Below are 18058 nucleotides of genomic sequence, written 5' to 3'. Positions count from 1 at the left end.
TCCTGCTGCTCATCGGCGGCTTTCGCGCTGGTGTAGGCAGTGTTGATCGCGCTGCCAATCGCACCGGACAGCGCCAACGTCAGCCCCGTCTGTTTGCGTTCGTAAGTGGTGTCGGTGGTGCTCTGGTTATTCGCGGCATCAATGGTGATGTTGTTCGCCACCATATTGATGTCGTTACCTGCGATCACATCAGAACCCTGCACGGCGATATTATTACCCGCCACCAGGCTAGTATCGCCATCGACGCTGCCCAGCGTGCTGTTGTTGTGGGTCAGCGCCGCGGTATCGGAGGTCGAACTCTCTTTGATCGAGCCGACAAAGAAGCCAATGCCGCCGCTGCTCATCAGACCCGACTTGGTGGTTTTCTTCATCGACCAGCTGTCGCGGCTCTCTTCCGCTGCCGTGACGTTGAGGTCATTCCCGGCACGTAATGCCAGACCCTGATCCGCCGCCACATCGCTGCCGGTGATATTCAGGTTGTTACCCGCGCTGACGGCGATATTTTCCCCGCCCAGGCTGCTGCCGTTTGCCAGCGTGGCATCATAGCCGGCGCGGGTGGTCGTGGTGCGTTTCGACAGGAAGCCGGAACCTTTCACCTTCGAATTCATATCCAGATATTCCTGACTGCTGGCGCTGCCGAGGTTGATATCATTGGTGGCGGTCAGCGCAAGCTGCCGATCGGCATTCAGTTTCGCCGCCTGAGCGTTGATATTATTGCCGGCATTCAGCGAGATATTGCCGTCGCTGGTGACTTCACTGCCTTGTACCTGAGTCAGCGTCTGCGTGACGTGGTTATCTTTATCCCACACCACCTTGTCGCTGCTGCCGGTGGTGACGGTGGTCATAGTGATATCGCGATTAGCCGCGATCTGCGTCTGGCTGTTTTCACCGGAGCTGACCACCTGTGCGGCCTGCAGATTGACATCACGGCCTGCCTGCAGCAGCAGTTTGCCATCGTCACCCTGCACATACATGCCTGCCACGCGGTCGATATTGTCGCGGCTGAAGCGGTTACTGCCGTTCTGACTTTCCGCGTGGTTGGTCTCGCTGGCAACGGTGATGTCGCGTCCGGCCTGTGCCAGCAGGGTATCGGTGGCACGCACCGTGCCGCCGATGTTAGTGAGATCGTTGGTCGCCTGCAGCGACACGGATTTACCTGCAATGATGCCGCCGACGTTAACGATATCGTCGCCAGAAACGCTGACCAGCTGTGTGGCGCTGATGCGTCCGCTGTTCAGCATGCCGCCGCTGACGCCAATGCTGACGTTCTTACCCGCCAGCAGCGCACCGCTGCCGTCCATATCGCCTTGCTGCACCTGTGCATACACCTGAGGTACCAGCACGTTCTGGGTGGTGCCATCCGGCATCTTCACATCCTGCGCCACCAGCCACACCATGTCCTGAGTGATCTGCTTCATCTGTTCGGCGGTGAGCGCCACGCCCGGCACCAGATTGAATTGCTTCGCGAAGCTGACACCCGCTTCCATCAGGCCCTTATACTGCTCTTCATCGCTGGTGTAATCCGCCAGGTAACGCTGACCGACCAGCTCAACGATCTGCTCGCGCACTAGGCGCTGTTCATAGAAACCGTCGCCGAGGCGTTTTTGCGTGATCGACGGATCGGTCCGCAACTGGCTCAGCATATAGTCGGAACTCAGCCAGGTTCTCTGATTGGTGAAACGCGGATCGGTTTCGATCAGATAGCTGCTGGTGGCATCCGGCAGGGTGGTGAACAGGCTGCCGGTTGGCAGAGAAGCGTCCGGTGTCATCGAGCGAATGACGTCAGTGTTCTGTCCGGCCACTTCCACGCGCTGCGCGGCATAATCCGCCAGCGATGGCGCGTTGCTGGCCGCCAGGGTATTCTCCTTCATCACGCTCGGACTGAGGCTGATGGACTGAATTTCCGTTGGCGGGGTATAGGCCGAAGCGCGTGCTTTCTGGCTGTCTTTGCCTTTTTTATGGATACGATCCCATTCGATGACCTGACCGACTTTTTCCGTCAGTGTCTGGCCAGTGACTTCGGTATTCACCAGTTCCTTCACTGCCGTCAGCAGGGTGCCACCGGCAATAATCTGGCTCTTGTCGTTCAGCAGCTTATCGCCGGAGAGCGAAATCTGACCGCCCGCGATGATTTTCGCCGGGTCGCTCTGGGCGATCTGCTCTTCGCTAATGGTCTCGGTATAGCTGTACTGATAGTAATGGTCGCGACCACACACCACGCCTTCGATACAGATATGACGCACTTCATTTTTGTAGAAACTGATGTTGTAGTCGTCAGGGCTATAGTGAACGCCATTATTCAGGTCGACTACCATATACTCATTTTTCTGCTTCTCTGACAGCTGTACGAAGCGGGTTACAAAATTGTCGTTGATATTGTTCAGCGCGGTGAAGCTGAGCGCCATATTGCCGACAGACTCTATTGTGGCACTGTGGTTGTTAAGGCTGCTCGCTTTGCCGCTGGCCACACCGTTTTCATCGAGATTGCCACCAATGGCCAGATAGCCACCGCTGTAGATCAGTGAATGAGTATGGTTATTCAGCGTGCCGACGCCCAGATCGAGACGCTGACGCGCCGCAATGGTGGCGCTGCTGTTATTTTCCGCCAGGTTATTCAGTGTCGCTGTGCTGATCGCCAGACCGTCACCATAAATACGACCGGTACCGATATTGTTGACGGTGCTGGCATTGATGCGGGTCAGTACGCCATCGATCAGGCCACGGTTGCTCAGCGTATCGCTGGCGTTCAGCGTGGTCTGCTGCGCGCTCAGTTCGCCTGTGACTTGGTTGTCGATGTTGCTGGCCTGCACATTCAGCTTACCGCCTGCGCCAAGCAGCGCATTGTTAATCAAGCTGTTATTGACGTTCAGCGTCAGATCGCCATTTGCCAGCGTTTTATTATTGTTACTGAAGCCGTCCGCGAAGCTGAGATCCATATCGCCAAGCGACAGAATTTCACCGCTGCCGTTAATCTCTCGACCGCGGAAGGTCAGCTGCTGACCCGCCACCAGACGACCCCCTTCATTGCTGATACGCAGATCGCTGCTGGTGGCCGCGGTGCGGGAGAGGGCGCTGGTATTTTGCTGATCGAGCGTCAGCTGTTTATTGGCGGAGATCTGCCCCAGGTTGTTGTTCAGCAGCGGCGTGGCGATGGTCAGATCGCTGGCGGCGGCAAGCGTACCGTTCTGGTTATTCAGTTCACTGCTGGCCGCAACATCCAGCGAGCCGGAACCGGCCGCCATGATGGTGCCGCTCTGGTTGTTCAGGCTGACGCTCTGCACGCTGAATTTTTTGGCGTTGGCGGCGATGCGGCCATTCTGGTTATCAATGCTGTCGCTGCTGAGTTGCAGATCGCGGTCGCCGCTTTGCAGTAACTGGCCGCCACGGTTGCTGATAACTGGTGTACTGACCTGTAGCGCATTGGCGTTAATCACGCCGCGATCGTTGCTGAGTTTACCGGCCGCTGAGAGTTTCAAATCGCCACTTGCCAGCAGCTGTGCGTCGTCGGTGATGATATCGCTGCTGCTGGTCAGCGTGGCGTGATGCGCGGCGGTATCGCTGCCGCTGAGATCAATCTGGCTGGCGCTGGCGTTCAGATCTCCACCAGACAGCACCTGACCCCGGCTGGTCAGTTTGCCGTCGCTGGCGAGTGTCAGATTGCCGCTGTCGGCCAGCGTGCCATCGGTTTTCATCCCGGCGGCAATGGCCGCGCCTTTGCTGTTGCGGATGGTGGCGCCGCGCACGCTGGTGTTGCCTTTGGCGGCGATCAGGCCGCTGTTGGTCACCCCGTCACTGGCGGTGGTGCTGTGGTCGCGCTGGGCAAACAGGGTGCCGCTGTTATCGACTTTTTTACCGCCTAGCAGCAGATCCTGTCCGGCATTGACGGTGCCGCTGTTAACGATATCGCCATTAGCGTTTATGGTGATATCACCCGCCTGCGTGCCGAGTGTGCCTTTGTTGCTGACGCCGACCCCTTGCTCGGTCGCCACCAGACGGATTTTACCGGCATACATGCCGCCCAGTTGGGCTACGTCGATCGCCAGTGTCGGCTTGACGTCGCTGCTGTCGCTCTCCGCTGCACTGCTGGCGCTGTTGTTATCGACAACCTTACTGTTATCGACAATCCTATTATTATCGGCGGCCACTTCGTTTTTACCGGTGGTGACGGTCACATCTTTCGCCCAGATACCGGCATTCACTTTCACGGTGCGGGCAATCAGATCGGTGTAGTCCTGCCGGCTGCTGTCCATGCCAGCGCCTTCAACCACGATCTCACCGCTGCCCACGCGGTAGCCGCGCAGTTCACCGTTGGTGACTTGCGGTGTGCCGGTGGTCAGGGTGGCGCGATTGGCATTAATAAAGCCACAGCCGTCACAGCTGATGCCCGCCGGGTTAGCAATCACCACCTGCGCCTTACGGCCTGCAACTTCGATGTAGCCATTCAGCTTGCTTGGGTCACGCGAATTGACTTCGTTAAGAATAATTTTGGCTTCGCCTTTCGCCAGCCATGGGTTACTCGCCACCCAGCCGCCCAGCTGGGTCTGTACCTGCTTGTGGGAGTTATTCAGAATCGCGCCTTTGTTATCGACGTCGAACTGGGTGTATTTGTTGTGCGATACGCCACCGGCGCTTGGCGTCTGGATATTGACCTGCGGCGTGCCGTTGGCGCTCTGCATCACATTCGGCTGCTGCCCGCCCGGGGCGCTCTTGTCGGCGACAATCCCGGCCGCCAGCGCTTGTGGCGCGAGCGTGACCAGACCAAGTGCGGTCATGGTCAGGAAGGCGGTGGGCTTCATCCGGCCAATCAGCTGGCTCAGCGTATGGCCGACGCCGTTTGCGCCATTTTTGCCCTGGCCACGGTTGATTTCGGAAACCACCATTAACAGGCCGCGAGCCTTGTTGAAAATGATGCGATAGAGGTTCTTATTCACGAAAAGTTATCCCTGCTAAAAGTGATGTTAAGCAACCAGCGGCGTGTTCTGCTGCCAGAGTCTGAATTGTTGTTGGGTGACGTCATCGCCACGGAACTGCAGTACCCGTTGTCCGCGTTCCGCCCCTTTGTGGTACAGCGCACGGCCACATAAGTGGGGAAACAGCGTGCCGCCGACGATGCGGCGAAACGCCTGCTGGTCGCCGAAGGGCGCGACCCAGTCGCGGAACCACAGACGGTCGCCGCTGGTCCAGTCCTGTGGCTGCACGAGGATGCCGGGGCCGGTGAGGTAGCGCTGTTCCGCTTCTTCATCCATCCACGCCCAACTGAGGAAAAACATCGGCTTGTCATCGCGGCTGGCGATAACAAACTGTTGATGTTTGATGGCGGGCAACAGCAGCGTCGGCAGAACACTGAGCGGAATATCGCGGTGCTGTGCCGAATGCATCCACAGCCAGACTGCCGCGCCAAGCGCTTCTGCTTCGCTGAACTGGCCGCCGAGCAGCGGGGCGGTTAACTGATAGCCATTAACAGGTATTTTCATCACGCGCCTCCTTAATACTGCCAGCTGAGGTTAAAGCCGAGGGTGACCGGACTGGTGTGGAAGCCTTCCGGTTTGGAGAACGGCACACCGACAAACAGGTCGTAGCCCGTGTTAAAGGCGTTGCCGCGCAGACCAAGGACGCCGCCCGCCAGATGTTTTCCGACGAGGTAATCACGCGTGCCGTCAACTTCACCGTAGTCAGCGCCGAGATACAGTTCCTGGTTGGGCAGCGGCGTGCGCCAGGCCAGATCGTTGCGTATGAACCAGCCGTGGTCGGCCGTCAGGGTGCGTTCACCGTCGAAGCCGCGCACGGTCCAACGGTTACCAATCGACAGTTGATCTTGAGGCGTTAGTTTGGAGTGGTTGATCTGGCGCAGATACTGGACGTTATACCGGAAGGTCTGGTTTCCTATTGTAAACGGCATATCCAACTGGGCATTGAGTTGGATAATTTTCGCCAGTGCTGTGCCTTCATCGAAATACTCTTCCTGCGCCGGAATCGCGCCGAACCAGCGAGTGCCGCGCTGGTAGCTCACTGCGGCATCAAGCGTGGTGGCGCCGAAGTAGTGGCGGTGCTGCAGGCCCAGACGCCAGGCGCTGGTTTTACGCCGCTGCACATCCACTTCGGTATCGTTGACGAAGTTCTGTGATTCGCGCGTCAGAATTTCATAGCTCATCGAGGTTTTCTGACTGCCGCTGCGGTACAGCACCCGGCTCAGCTGGAAGTTAAGGTTTTTGCTGTTGCCGCTGTAGTTGTAGTCTTCATACGCGCCCGCCACATTCTGGTTGTAGTCGTAGCCGCTGGCGGTGACGCCCGCCATCCAGTAACCGAACGGTACGGAATAGTGCAGCATGTAGTTCTTGCTGCCTTTTTCGCTGCCGGATTCAAGGTCATGGTTGCCGGAAATGTAGAACAGGTCGCTGAGTGAGAAGGGATTATCGATATACAGCGTCAGGCCGCCCTGATAACGACCGGTGGTTTCGGTGCCGGAGTCATCGAGCGTCGCGCCGAGACGCCACATTTTTTCCTGTTGCCAGGTGACGTCAATGTCGCTCTCGCCGGGCTGCTCGCCCGGGACAATCGCCATCTCTGCCTGAACGGTGGGCACGCGCTGCAGGTTTTCCAGTCCCTGCTCAATGTCACGCAAATCCAGCAATTCGCCTTCACGCGCCGGCAGGGCGCTCCAGAGGCTCACGTAGCGATCGCTCTCTTTGGTCAGTTTGACCTCGCGCGTTTTGCCCGGAATCAGGGTGATATGCAGGGTGCCGGTTTTCAGGTTTTGCGGCGGCGCCATTACGCGCGCGGTGACGTAGCCATGGTCGATCAAACGGTTTTGCAGTGCGCTCATCAGCAGGTTGACACCCTGAGCGCCCAGGCACTGACCTTTACCCTGATCGGCCAGCTGTTGCAGCGGGATACGCAGCCAGGAGGGGAAATCGTCTTTGCCGGTCAGTATGATGTGATACAGCGTAAAGCACTGTTGCTCCTGCGGAAATTGCAACTTAGTAAAGAATGAGGAAGGTGGCTGCAAACGCACATCAGGCGTTTGCGGCGCTAATTGCTGCTGCATCGCACGCTGGCGATCCTGCTGGTTGATATTTAGCTGTTCATCCACCCGTTCCGGTGCGGCAAGAGGCGTCAGATTATTATCTGCCGCCCAGCTGCTTGCTGAGGTGGTCAATAAAATAAATAGCGCAAGCGGGCTGAGACGCGCAGATTGATACCCGTCAGTGAATGACGCATTCCGTAGCATAATTAATTAACCTGAATTATTAGTTGTTATTGGGATACCATTCGTTTCCAGAAATAATTGGTTACTTGGTACAATTTCAGGTTATATACGTTAACAATTTGTTTGCTAAGAGTTGTCTTATTGCTTGCTAAGAGTTGTCTTAAAAATATCGTTTCTTTACATTTTGGCGGTAAAAATACGGTATGAGATAGGTGAGGGGGGGGGAACTTATATCGGCGTGAGCGTGAGGCGTTTGTCTGATTTTATTATTATATTGATACGATATATCTCTCAACCAAAGGAGTGATGGTTCATTCGATGAGTCGACTACAGAACGAAATTAACTCTCTGGTCAATCGCGGCGTGGATCGCCACCTGCGGATTGCCGTCACCGGGTTGAGCCGCAGTGGCAAAACCGCGTTTATCACCGCGTTCGTCAATCAATTATTGAATACCCACAGTGGCGCACACTTGCCGATGTTTTCCCCCGTGCGCGAAGAGCGTTTGCTGGGGGTGAAACGTGTGCCGCAGCGCGATTTGGGCGTGCCGCGTTTTGCTTATGATGAAGGCATGGCCGCGCTGTATGGTTCGCCGCCGGCTTGGCCAACGCCGACGCGCGGCGTAAGTGAGATTCGTCTGGCGCTGCGCTATCGCTCTAAGGATTCGTTGCTGCGTCATTTCAAAGACACCTCGACGCTCTATCTGGAAATTGTTGATTACCCCGGCGAATGGCTGCTGGATCTGCCGCTGCTGGAGCAAACCTATTTGAGCTGGTCGCAGCAGATGAGTGGTTTGCTGCAAGGGGGACGCACCGAGTGGGCGAAACCCTGGCTGGCGCTGTGTGAGAAAGTCGATCCGTTGGCCCCGGCGGATGAAAATCAACTCGCCGAGGTGGCGCAGGCTTACACCGACTATCTGCATCGCTGCAAACAGGAAGGGCTGCACTTTATTCAACCGGGTCGATTTGTATTGCCGGGCGATCTGGCGGGCGCGCCGGTGCTGCAATTCTTCCCGTGGCCGCAGGTGAATCAGATCGGTGAAGCTAAGCTGGCGCAGGCGGATGAGAAAACCAACATCGGCATGCTGCGCAAGCGTTTTGATTATTACTGTCAGTCGGTCGTCAAAGGATTTTATAAGGATCACTTCGTACGCTTCGACCGGCAGATTGTTCTGGTCGATTGCCTGCAACCGCTCAATAGCGGCATCCATGCGTTTAACGATATGCGGCTGGCGCTCACCCAACTGATGCAAAGTTTTCATTACGGGAAGCGCACGCTGTTCCGGCGTTTGTTCTCGCCCTGCATCGACAAACTGATGTTTGCGGCGAGTAAAGCGGATCACATTACCGCCGACCAGCACGCCAATCTGGTGTCGTTGCTTCAGCAACTGGTGCAGGAAGCGTGGCAGAACGCGGCGTTTGAAGGCATCGATATGCGCTGTGAAGGCATTGCGTCGATCCAGTCAACGCAGAGCGGTGTCGTCGATCATCAGGGCCAGAAAATTCCGGCGCTGAAAGGGCATCGGCTCAGCGACGGCCAGCCGTTAACGGTCTACCCCGGTGAGGTGCCCGCGCGTTTACCGGGTGCGGCATTCTGGCAAACGCAGGGCTTCCATTTCGATCAATTTCGTCCGCGAGAAATGACGGTAGACACGCCGTTGCCGCATATCCGGTTGGATACGGTCATGGACTTTCTGTTAAAGGATAAATTGCGATGAGCGAACGACTGAAACCTCGCGTCACGTTCGATGACGTTTCACCGCAAGAGCCACAGCCGCAGCTGCGTGCCGGGTTGGCGTTTGACGAGCAGAGCGGCACGCCGTTTTCCCCGATCAGCCGCGAAGAAGAAGTGCCGGAAGAAGGTGCTGCGGAAGAGGCGATCAGCGCGGCGCTGCGACCAAAGCGCAGCCTGTGGCGGCGTATGGTGATGGCGGGAATCGGGCTGTTTGGTGTTAGCGCGCTGGCGCAGGGCGTGCAGTCGCTGCATAACGCCTGGGTGCAGCAGGACTGGATCGCGCTGGGCGGCATTACCGCAGGCAGCCTGATTGTGGCGGCGGGCGTCGGCTCGCTGGCTGTCGAGTGGCGACGGCTCTACCGCTTGCGGGAACGTGCGGAAGAGCGTGACGTGGCCCGCGATCTGTTACACAGCCACGGCGTGGGGCGCGGGCGTGAATTCTGCGAAAAGCTGGCACGGCAGGCAGGGCTGGATAGCGGCCATCCGGCGATACAGCGTTGGCAGGCTTCGCTCCATGAAACCCACAACGACCGCGAAGTGCTGGAACTTTATGCGCGTCTGGTTCAGCCCGTACTGGACACGCAGGCGCGGCGTGAAATCAGCCGCTCGGCGGCGGAATCTACCTTGATGATCGCCGTCAGCCCGCTGGCGCTGGTGGATATGGCCTTTATCGCCTGGCGTAACCTGCGCCTGATTAACCGTATTGCCGCGCTGTACGGCATTGAACTCGGCTATTTCAGCCGCATCCGCCTGTTCCGGCTGGTGCTGGTCAATATCGCGTTTGCCGGCGCATCGGAGCTGGTGCGGGAAATTGGCATGGACTGGATGTCGCAAGATCTTGCCGCTCGGCTATCAACTCGCGCTGCACAGGGCATTGGCGCAGGGCTGCTGACCGCGCGCTTGGGTATCAAAGCGATGGAACTGTGCCGCCCGCTGCCGTGGCTGGATGACAAACCGCGTCTCGGTGATTTCCGCCGCGAACTGATTGGTCAGGTGAAAGAAACGCTGCAAAAAGGGCGTTAGAGGTGAAAACGATGGTACAGGCAATGTGCCATCGTTGTTTTATCGTGGCTTAACAATGAAATGCAGTACAAGCCGCGTGCTATTTTGGCAGGCAGTACCGTTGTTACAAAATCGTGTGTAGGATAAAAACTCCTCATTTCTGTATAACAGGACGTTTTTATGATTCCCGGTAAAAAATTGACGCTGGCGGCACTGTCGCTGTCGGCAGCCATGCTCTGCTTACCTGCCAGCGCGCAGCTGGTACTGGCACCCGCCGATGCGGAACGTTACTCGCAAAATAGCTTCCCTGAATATCTCGAATTACTCACGTTGCCAAATGATGCTGCCGTGCCTGCGGATATCCAGCGTAATGCCGACTGGCTGGAAAAGGCTTTTCAGAAGCGTGGCTTCACCACGCAACAGCTGGCAAATGGTGATAAGCCGCTGGTTTATGCTGAGCTGGGCACGCCAAAAGCCGATCGTAAAACTATCTTGTTCTACATGCATTTTGACGGACAGCCCGTGAATCCGTCCGAGTGGCAAACGCCGCCGTGGCAGCCTGTACTGAAAGAAAAAGACGCTGCGGGCAAATGGCAGACGCTGTCTGAGTCACGCCTTCTGAAAGGGGATATCAATCCAGAATGGCGCCTCTTTGCTCGTGCATCGGCCGATGATAAAGGGCCGATCGTGATGTTTCTCGCCGCCATGGACGCAATGAAAGATAAAGGCGTTGAGCCTGCGGTCAACATCAAAGTGCTGCTGGATTCTGAAGAGGAAAAAGGTTCGCCCGGTCTGACGACGGTCATGGCTGACAATCTGACGCTGCTGAAAAGTGACGGTATGGTGATTTACGACGGCGCGATGCCGTCCAGCAATCGTCCTGGCATCAACTTTGGTAATCGTGGGTCAATCCAGATCGATATGACGGTTTTCGGTGCGAACGCGGCTGCGCACAGCGGCGGTTATGGCAATGTCATTCCCAATCCGGTGCAAAATTTGGCCACGCTGTTAGCTAGCATGAAAGATGCGGACGGTAAGGTCACGATCCCCGGTTACTATGACCGTGTCACGCTTAGCGAGAACGATAAAAAACAAGTCGCAGAGACCGCGCCGCCCGCGGGTTCGCTGGAGAAACGCTTTGGTGTTGCTCAGTTAGAGAAGGTCGCCAGTAATGCAGCAGAGGCAGTGCAATATCCTTCGCTGGATATTCTCGGTATTAAAGCGGGCGATACAGGTAAAAAAGCGGCTAATGCCATTCCGTCAACCGCGACGGCCAGCGTGAATATTCGCACCGTGCCGGAGACGCCGCCGGATGATATGTATGCGTTGTTACGCCAGTATATCGCCAGCAAAGGCTTTCATATCATTGCTGGTGAAGCGCCTACGCAGGCCGAACGTGAGCAGTATCCGCATCTGATTTCCCTTAGCCTGACGGCCTATCCGAGCAGCGCCTATGCGGCCAGAACCGAGATCGATTCCCCGCTGGGGCACTGGGCGGTTGCGACTACAACCGCACCGCGCGGCATCGCACCGGAGAAGAATCGTATGATGGGCGGGACGCTGCCGATGAGCGGCGCGGTCAGCGTATTGAAAGTGCCTTACGTCATCGTTCCTCTGGTGAATGCCGATAATAATCAGCATAGTTTTGATGAGAATTTACGCCTCGGTAACTATCTGGAAGGCATTCGAACCATTGTGGCGATGGCAACGACGCCGCTGTCTTAACCCCGTTTCGTCATTGACGTGGAAAAAACGTACAGATGTGTCAACTTTTGCTGCCACCTTACTTCATCCGGTGCAAACGAAAGGGTATTATCAGTAGCAATAGCCATATCGTGTCTCTTGAAGAAGGTAGCCGTTGATGCATCTGGAAGTGATTTGTGAAGACCGCATTGGTATGGTCCGTGAACTGTTAGATCTACTTGCGTCACGCAATATTGATTTACGCGGCATTGAAATTGCGTCTATTGGTCGTATCTACCTCAATTTTGCCACCCTCGATTTTGATGATTTCCGTCTGCTGATGACGGAAATCCGCCGTATTGAAAGCGTCAGCGATGTGCGTACCGTGGCGTTCATGCCGTCTGAGCGTGAACATCGGGCGTTGAATGCGCTGCTGGAATCCATGCCTGAACCGGTATTCTCGCTGGATATGAAGGGAAAACTGGAGCTGTTTAACCCCGCGGCTCTGGCTCTGTTTGAACAATCGGCAGAGACCATCAGCGATTTGACGATTGGCAGCATGATTCCTGGTTTCAATTTCGCCAGTTGGCTGGAGAAGAGCAGCGCTGTCGTGGCGGAGCGTGTGGTGATTCGCGGTCAGGATTTCCTGCTGGAAATGACGCCCGTCCGTCTGGAAGATGATGCCGGGAAAGTGGCAACGGCGGGCGCATTGGTGATGCTGAAATCGGCTGCTCGCATGGGCCGCCAGTTGCAGAATCTCGCCGTGAATGATGAACATGAGTTCGATCATATCGTGGCCGTTAGCCCGAAAATGCGTCAGGTAGTCGAACAGGCGCGCAAGCTGGCGATGCTGGATGCGCCGCTGCTGATCGTCGGTGATACGGGAACGGGCAAAGATATGCTGGCGCGAGCCTGCCATCTGCGCGGACCACGCGGCAAGAACCCTTTCCTGGCGCTGAACTGCGCGTCGTTACCCGATGATGTGATGGAGAGTGAGCTATTCGGCCATGCGCCCGGCGCGTATCTCAATGCGCAGGAAGGCAAAAAAGGCTTCTTCGAACAGGCTAACGGCGGTTCGGTTCTGCTGGATGAAGTCGGTGAAATGTCGGCACAGATGCAGATTAAATTGCTGCGTTTCCTGAATGACGGGACATTCCGTCGCGTCGGTGAAGATCACGAAGTCCATGTCGATGTGCGGGTGATTTGCGCGACCAAGAAAAACTTGTTGGAGCTGGTGCAGCGTGGTGAATTCCGGGAGGATCTTTATTATCGCCTCAATGTACTCACGCTGATGTTACCGCCGCTGCGCGAGCGTCCGGCGGACATTATGCCGCTGGCCGAGCTGTTCGTGGCGCGCTTTGCCGACGAGCAGGGGATTCCTCGCCCCAAACTGGCCGCAGATGTGGAGCATTTCCTGCCGCAGTACGGCTGGCCGGGCAACGTTAGGCAGCTACGAAATACCATTTATCGCGCACTGACGCAGTTGGAAGGTAACGAACTGCATATGCAGGATATCGATCTCCCGGCGTTTTCGATTGATGCCCCGCAAGATGAAACCCTGCTTGATGGCTCGCTGGACGACATCAACAAACGTTTCGAGCGTTCCGTGCTGACCCGTCTTTATCAATCTTATCCAAGCACACGTAAACTGGCGAAGCGGTTAGGTGTATCGCACACGGCGATAGCCAACAAACTGCGGGAATATGGACTCAGCCAACGCAAATCGGCAGGGGACGACGAAGAGTAAATAACAAAACGGCTGCTTGCGCAGCCGTTTTTCATGTAATTCAGCGTAGCTTATCTTATTTCAGAACAGCCAGTGCTGCATCGTAGTCTGGTTCAGTGGTGATTTCATTCACCAGCTCGCTGTGCAGCACGTTGTCGTTTTCATCCAGTACGACAACCGCACGAGCAGTCAGACCTTTCAGCGCGCCATCGGCGATAGCAACGCCATAGTTCTCTTTGAACTCACCGCCACGCAGGGTAGACAGCACAACAACGTTGTTCAAACCTTCCGCGCCGCAAAAACGGGACTGCGCGAACGGCAGATCGGAAGAGATACACAGAACAACGGTGTTATCCAGTTCAGAACCCAGTTGGTTGAATTTGCGCACGGACGCGGCACAAACACCGGTATCGATGCTTGGGAAAATGTTCAGGATTTTGCGCTTGCCAGCATAGTTGCTCAGCGGGGTATCAGACAGATCTTTAGCCACCAGAGTAAATGCTGGGGCTTTGCTTCCTTTGGCTGGGAATGACCCTGCTACTGGCACAGGATTGCCTTGAAAATGTACGTTCTGTGACATGTTTGCGTCCTTAATTACAGGTGATTAACACGCTGCTCAGTTTAGGGCAACATTAGCAACATTGGTATAAAAATTACGATTAAAATTGCTGGCTTAGCAGCGTGACCATCGCTTTCAGATAGCACTCGCTGGCGGCATCTGCCGAGATTGGCGGAAGCTCAGCGGTAATGCAATGAAGCGAACGATCGGCGCACCAACTTCCGAAAGAGCCAGGCGTGTCGTAACCGATACTCGATACTAACGGCAGTTCGCACCGCTGCGCCAACCATCGCCCCAGTTCGGAACGATGTGGGTCCTCAATACAGGCGAGTGGCTCATGAAAAGAGACAACCCAGTGAGGATTAAGTTTCTCAATCAGCGTGCAAAGGGCTTTTGTTTCCGGTTCTGAACCTGCCGTTTCGCCCGTGGATAGCTCGACATCGCGTTCATCTGCGGCGCTATTCCAGCGGTAGACCGTCTTCCCCGGCTGCCAGTTACTGGCCGGAAAATTTGCGATTGAGATCGACACCGTTAGCGTTGGCACGCAGGCCCAACTGACAGCCATCTGGGTTCACTGCAAGAATCACGTGATGGCGGCGCTGGCCTGAAAAGAGGGTACGTAGCGCGCAAGACAGCGCCACGACTGCGGCGGTTTCATCGCCGTGTGTTCCGGCAATAATCAGCCCACTCTCTGAGGGAGCTAATTCGGCTGGGAAATACAGCAGCGGTGCGCCCAGCAACGATTTCCCATACGGTTCGCCCAGCGACGGTAAATTGCCTCGTTGCTGGCGAGCCTGAAGAGGAATGATCGGGTTTTCCATGTTGTCGCCCTGTGGTTACCTATGCGTTTCATCATAAAAAAATCGGCCCAGAGACGCAAACGGCGATGCGGGCTGACAAATTGCGGGGGTATCGCTGGATGATAGCGCTGATTTCTGACTATTATATTCTTCAATCAATTCATTACGCTTTCAGGTCAAATCATCATGCACTATGGATATTCTGCATTTTATGCCGCGTTGATGGCGGCCATGACGGGCAATGCCGTCGCGGCGCAGGTTCCGGCGGGAACGGTTCTGGCTGAGAAGCAAGAAATTGTCCGCCACATTAAAGATGAACCGGCTTCCCTCGATCCAATCAAAGCGGTGGGGCTGATGGAAGCACAAGTGGCACGCGATCTGTTTGAAGGGCTGGTCAATCAGGACGCGCAGGGGAACATCGTCCCAGGCGTAGCGCTGCGTTGGCAGACGACTGATAACCGTACGTTTATTTTTACCCTGCGTGATAATGCCCGCTGGTCTAACGGTGAACCCGTTACGGCAAAGGATTTTGTCTACAGCTGGCGTCGTCTGGTCACTCCTGAAAACAGCTCATCATTCGCCTGGTTTGCTCGACTGGCGGGGATCCAGAACGCCGAGCAGATTCTCGCGGGCAAGCTGCCCGCCGATCAGCTTGGCGTGACGGCCGTCAATGATCACACGCTGAAAGTGCAGCTCAGCAAACCTGTGCCTTACTTTGTCAGCCTGACGGCGAATTTCAGCCTGTTTCCAGTGCATCAGGCCACGATAGAGAAATTCGGGAACGACTGGACGAAGCCGGGCAATCTGATTGGCAATGGTGCGTTTAAGCTGGATCAGCGCGTGGTTAATGAGAAGCTGGTGCTCACGCAGAATCCATATTATTGGGATAACGCTAACACGCGCCTGACAAAGGTGACCTTTGTTCCGATCAATCAGGAATCGAACGCGACGAAGCGCTATCTCTCTGGGGATATTGATATCACCGAGTCGTTTCCTAAAAACCTGTACCAAAAGCTGCTGAAAGACTTGCCAGGCCAGGTTTATACGCCGGATCAGCTTGGCACCTATTATTACGCGTTTAACACGCAGCGTGCGCCGACCAATGACGTACGAGTGCGAAAAGCGCTGTCTTACGCCATCGATCGCAAAGTGATTGCGGAAAAAGTATTGGGCACGGGGGAAAAGCCAGCCTGGCACTTTACGCCAGATGTCACTGCGGGCTTTAAACCGACGGAAAGCCTGTTGCAGCAGTATTCTCAGGATGAGCTGGATGCGCAGGCAAAAGCGCTGATGGCCGCGGCGGGCTATGGTCCAAACAATCCGCTGAAATTATCGCTGCTGTACAACACGTCGGAAAGCCACCAGAAGATCGCGATTGCCGTGGCTTCCATGTGGAAGAAAACGCTGGGCGTAGACGTGCGTCTGTCTAATCAAGAGTGGCAAACCTATATCGACAGCCGTAATAGCGGTAATTTTGACGTCGTGCGAGCGTCCTGGGTCGGTGACTACAACGAGCCGTCAACATTCCTCTCACTGCTGGCTTCGCACCACAGCGGGAATATCGCGCGCTTTAAAAACGCGAATTACGATCGCGTTCTAGATGAAGCGGGGAATCAGACTAACCCGCAGGCGCTGAATGCGGACTACAACCGAGCAGAGCAAATCTTGATGGATGAAGCACCAATTGCGCCGATCTATCAATACACCAACGGACGCTTGATCAAACCGTGGGTGAAGGGCTACCCGATTACTAACCCTGAAGACGTGGCATACAGCCACATGCTTTACATCGAAAAGCATTAAGTACCGTATTCAGGCATCGAATGATGTGGCGATAAAGCCGGAGCGATCGTGATGGCCGCTCCGGCTGGCAGAGCGCAACACTGATAGCAAAAAAGCTGATAGCAAAACCGTTGGAGGCAAGACGTGGAATCCCTGGCAGGAAAAGAGTTGCAACACAGCGGTGCGGTTCATGCGTATCAGTTGGATGGAAAGGGGGGCGTGACCCCGATTGGCGAGCAGGATGTGGTTAACAGCGAGAAACCCTGCTGGCTACACCTGGATTCTACCTTGCCTGCCAGCGTACGCTGGTTGAATAAAACGACACTGGTGCCGGATAGCGTACGCAATGCGCTGGCGGGGGAAAGCGCTCGTCCCAGAGTCACGCGTTTGGGTGAAGGTACACTGATCACGCTGCGCAGCATTAACCTGAATGCTAATGCGCGACCGGATCAACTGGTGGCCGTTCGGGTATTTATTACCGACAAGCTGATTATTTCTACCCGACGCCGTAAAGTTCTGGCTATCGACGAGATTCTTACCGATCTGAAGGAAGGCAATGGCCCTACGGACAGCGGAAGCTGGCTGGTTTCTATTGCGGAATCGTTGACCGATCATACCAGCGAGTTTATTGATGATTTGCATGAGAAAATCATCGATCTGGAAGAGGATTTGCTGGAGCAAAAAATTCCGCCGCGCGGCGAGCTGGCGCTGATTCGCAAACAACTTATCGTGTTACGCCGCTATATGACGCCACAGCGCGATGTATTCTCGCGTATTTCCGGCGAGAAACTGCCCTGGATGCAGGATGACGATCGCCGCAGAATGCAGGAAATAGCCGATCGATTAGGGCGTGGGCTGGAGGATTTGGATGCCAGTATTGCGCGCACCACGGTACTGTCGGATGAAATCACTGCGTTGATGACCGAAGCGATGAACCGCCGTACTTATACGATGTCGCTTTTGGCGATGGTTTTCCTGCCGACGACGTTCTTAACTGGCTTATTTGGCGTCAACTTAGGGGGAATTCCCGGCGGCGATGCACCGTTTGGTTTTGTCACGTTCTGCCTGATGTTGGTGATATTGGTGGGCGGCGTTGCATGGTGGTTAAAACGCAGTAAATGGCTATAACGACTTGTGGCGAGTGGGTGCGCAGATAATCACAAACTGTCGCGAATGGCTAAAAAACCACGCGTAAATTGAGCAATATCAACATTTTTTACCCTGTTGTGCGGCACTATCATTCTCGCAGGTGAATGCAACGTCAAGCGATGGGCGTTGCGCTCCATATTGTCTTACTTCCTTTTTTGAATTACTGCATAGCACAATTGATTCACACCATGCCGACAGTTTTGTCGGCTTTTTTTTGCCCCTCGATCCTGACTTTTTCCTATTCCATCCCAAACGATGCTGCCAAATGCCTTTGGCATTTTATTATGGTGGGCTATGCGCCACACCCTTCGGGCCGTCGCAAGCGACGTTGTAAAATGCCTTTGGCATTTTATTCATTAGCTTACTATGCTTAAAGGGAAGGGTTGGCGCTAACCGACCAGCCGTAACGCATGTCTG

The 18058-nt window shown here is 55.4% G+C and carries 9 protein-coding genes and 2 pseudogenes; 6 read left to right on the top strand and 5 right to left on the bottom strand.

Going from position 1 to position 18058, the window contains the following annotated elements; all coding sequences use genetic code 11:
* Nucleotides 1-59 precede the first annotated feature (59 nt).
* The 3 genes and pseudogenes from HP572_RS09980 to HP572_RS09970 form a co-directional block, all read right to left on the bottom strand.
* A pseudogene (locus HP572_RS09980) lies at nucleotides 60-4880 on the bottom strand (filamentous hemagglutinin N-terminal domain-containing protein); the annotation flags it as partial.
* 78 nt (nucleotides 4881-4958) lie between these two features.
* Nucleotides 4959-5474 carry a toxin-activating lysine-acyltransferase gene (locus tag HP572_RS09975; protein WP_039480927.1) on the bottom strand — a complete coding sequence of 172 codons (516 nt, stop codon included), beginning with the start codon at nucleotides 5472-5474 and terminating at the stop codon, nucleotides 4959-4961.
* Nucleotides 5475-5485: 11 nt separating this feature from the next.
* A complete protein-coding gene (locus HP572_RS09970; RefSeq protein ID WP_240585515.1) occupies nucleotides 5486-7228 on the bottom strand; it encodes a ShlB/FhaC/HecB family hemolysin secretion/activation protein in 1743 nt (580 codons plus the stop codon).
* Between the two features lie 297 nt (nucleotides 7229-7525).
* Between HP572_RS09970 and HP572_RS09965 the strand changes: the two genes are divergently transcribed.
* From HP572_RS09965 to tyrR, 4 genes are all read left to right on the top strand, one after another.
* Entirely contained in the window at nucleotides 7526-8923 is a 1398-nt protein-coding gene (locus HP572_RS09965) for a YcjX family protein (RefSeq protein ID WP_095994740.1), read from the top strand.
* Nucleotides 8920-9963 (top strand): YcjF family protein, encoded by a 1044-nt coding sequence (locus HP572_RS09960; protein ID WP_240585514.1) that lies wholly within the window; start codon nucleotides 8920-8922, stop codon nucleotides 9961-9963. The genes HP572_RS09965 and HP572_RS09960 overlap by 4 nt, the downstream gene beginning before the upstream one ends.
* A 159-nt stretch (nucleotides 9964-10122) precedes the next feature.
* Nucleotides 10123-11667, top strand: a complete 1545-nt coding sequence (locus HP572_RS09955) for a M20/M25/M40 family metallo-hydrolase (protein WP_240585513.1) — start codon at nucleotides 10123-10125, stop codon at nucleotides 11665-11667.
* A gap of 136 nt (nucleotides 11668-11803) precedes the next feature.
* The gene (gene tyrR / locus HP572_RS09950) at nucleotides 11804-13372 is read left to right on the top strand and encodes a transcriptional regulator TyrR (RefSeq protein ID WP_240585512.1); all 1569 of its coding nucleotides are present in this window, start codon (nucleotides 11804-11806) and stop codon (nucleotides 13370-13372) included.
* A 55-nt stretch (nucleotides 13373-13427) separates the two neighbouring features.
* Here the strand turns inward: tyrR and tpx are convergent, their stop codons facing one another.
* Nucleotides 13428-13931 (bottom strand): thiol peroxidase, encoded by a 504-nt coding sequence (gene tpx / locus HP572_RS09945; protein ID WP_039288920.1) that lies wholly within the window; start codon nucleotides 13929-13931, stop codon nucleotides 13428-13430.
* Between the two features lie 79 nt (nucleotides 13932-14010).
* Nucleotides 14011-14731, bottom strand: a pseudogene (mpaA, locus tag HP572_RS09940) (murein tripeptide amidase MpaA).
* 165 nt (nucleotides 14732-14896) lie between these two features.
* On the opposite strand from mpaA, the gene HP572_RS09935 reads away from it, so the two are divergent.
* On the top strand, nucleotides 14897-16513 hold the full coding sequence (locus HP572_RS09935) for an ABC transporter substrate-binding protein (protein ID WP_305852625.1): 1617 nt from the start codon (nucleotides 14897-14899) through the stop codon (nucleotides 16511-16513).
* 123 nt (nucleotides 16514-16636) lie between these two features.
* The gene (gene zntB / locus HP572_RS09930; RefSeq protein WP_240585511.1) at nucleotides 16637-17620 is read left to right on the top strand and encodes a zinc transporter ZntB; all 984 of its coding nucleotides are present in this window, start codon (nucleotides 16637-16639) and stop codon (nucleotides 17618-17620) included.
* Nucleotides 17621-18058: the final 438 nt, after the last annotated feature.

The sequence above is a fragment of the Pectobacterium sp. PL64 genome, from assembly GCF_022477975.1.
Classification (GTDB): Bacteria; Pseudomonadota; Gammaproteobacteria; order Enterobacterales; family Enterobacteriaceae; genus Pectobacterium; species Pectobacterium jejuense.
This window is presented reverse-complemented; position numbering and strand designations above follow the sequence as displayed.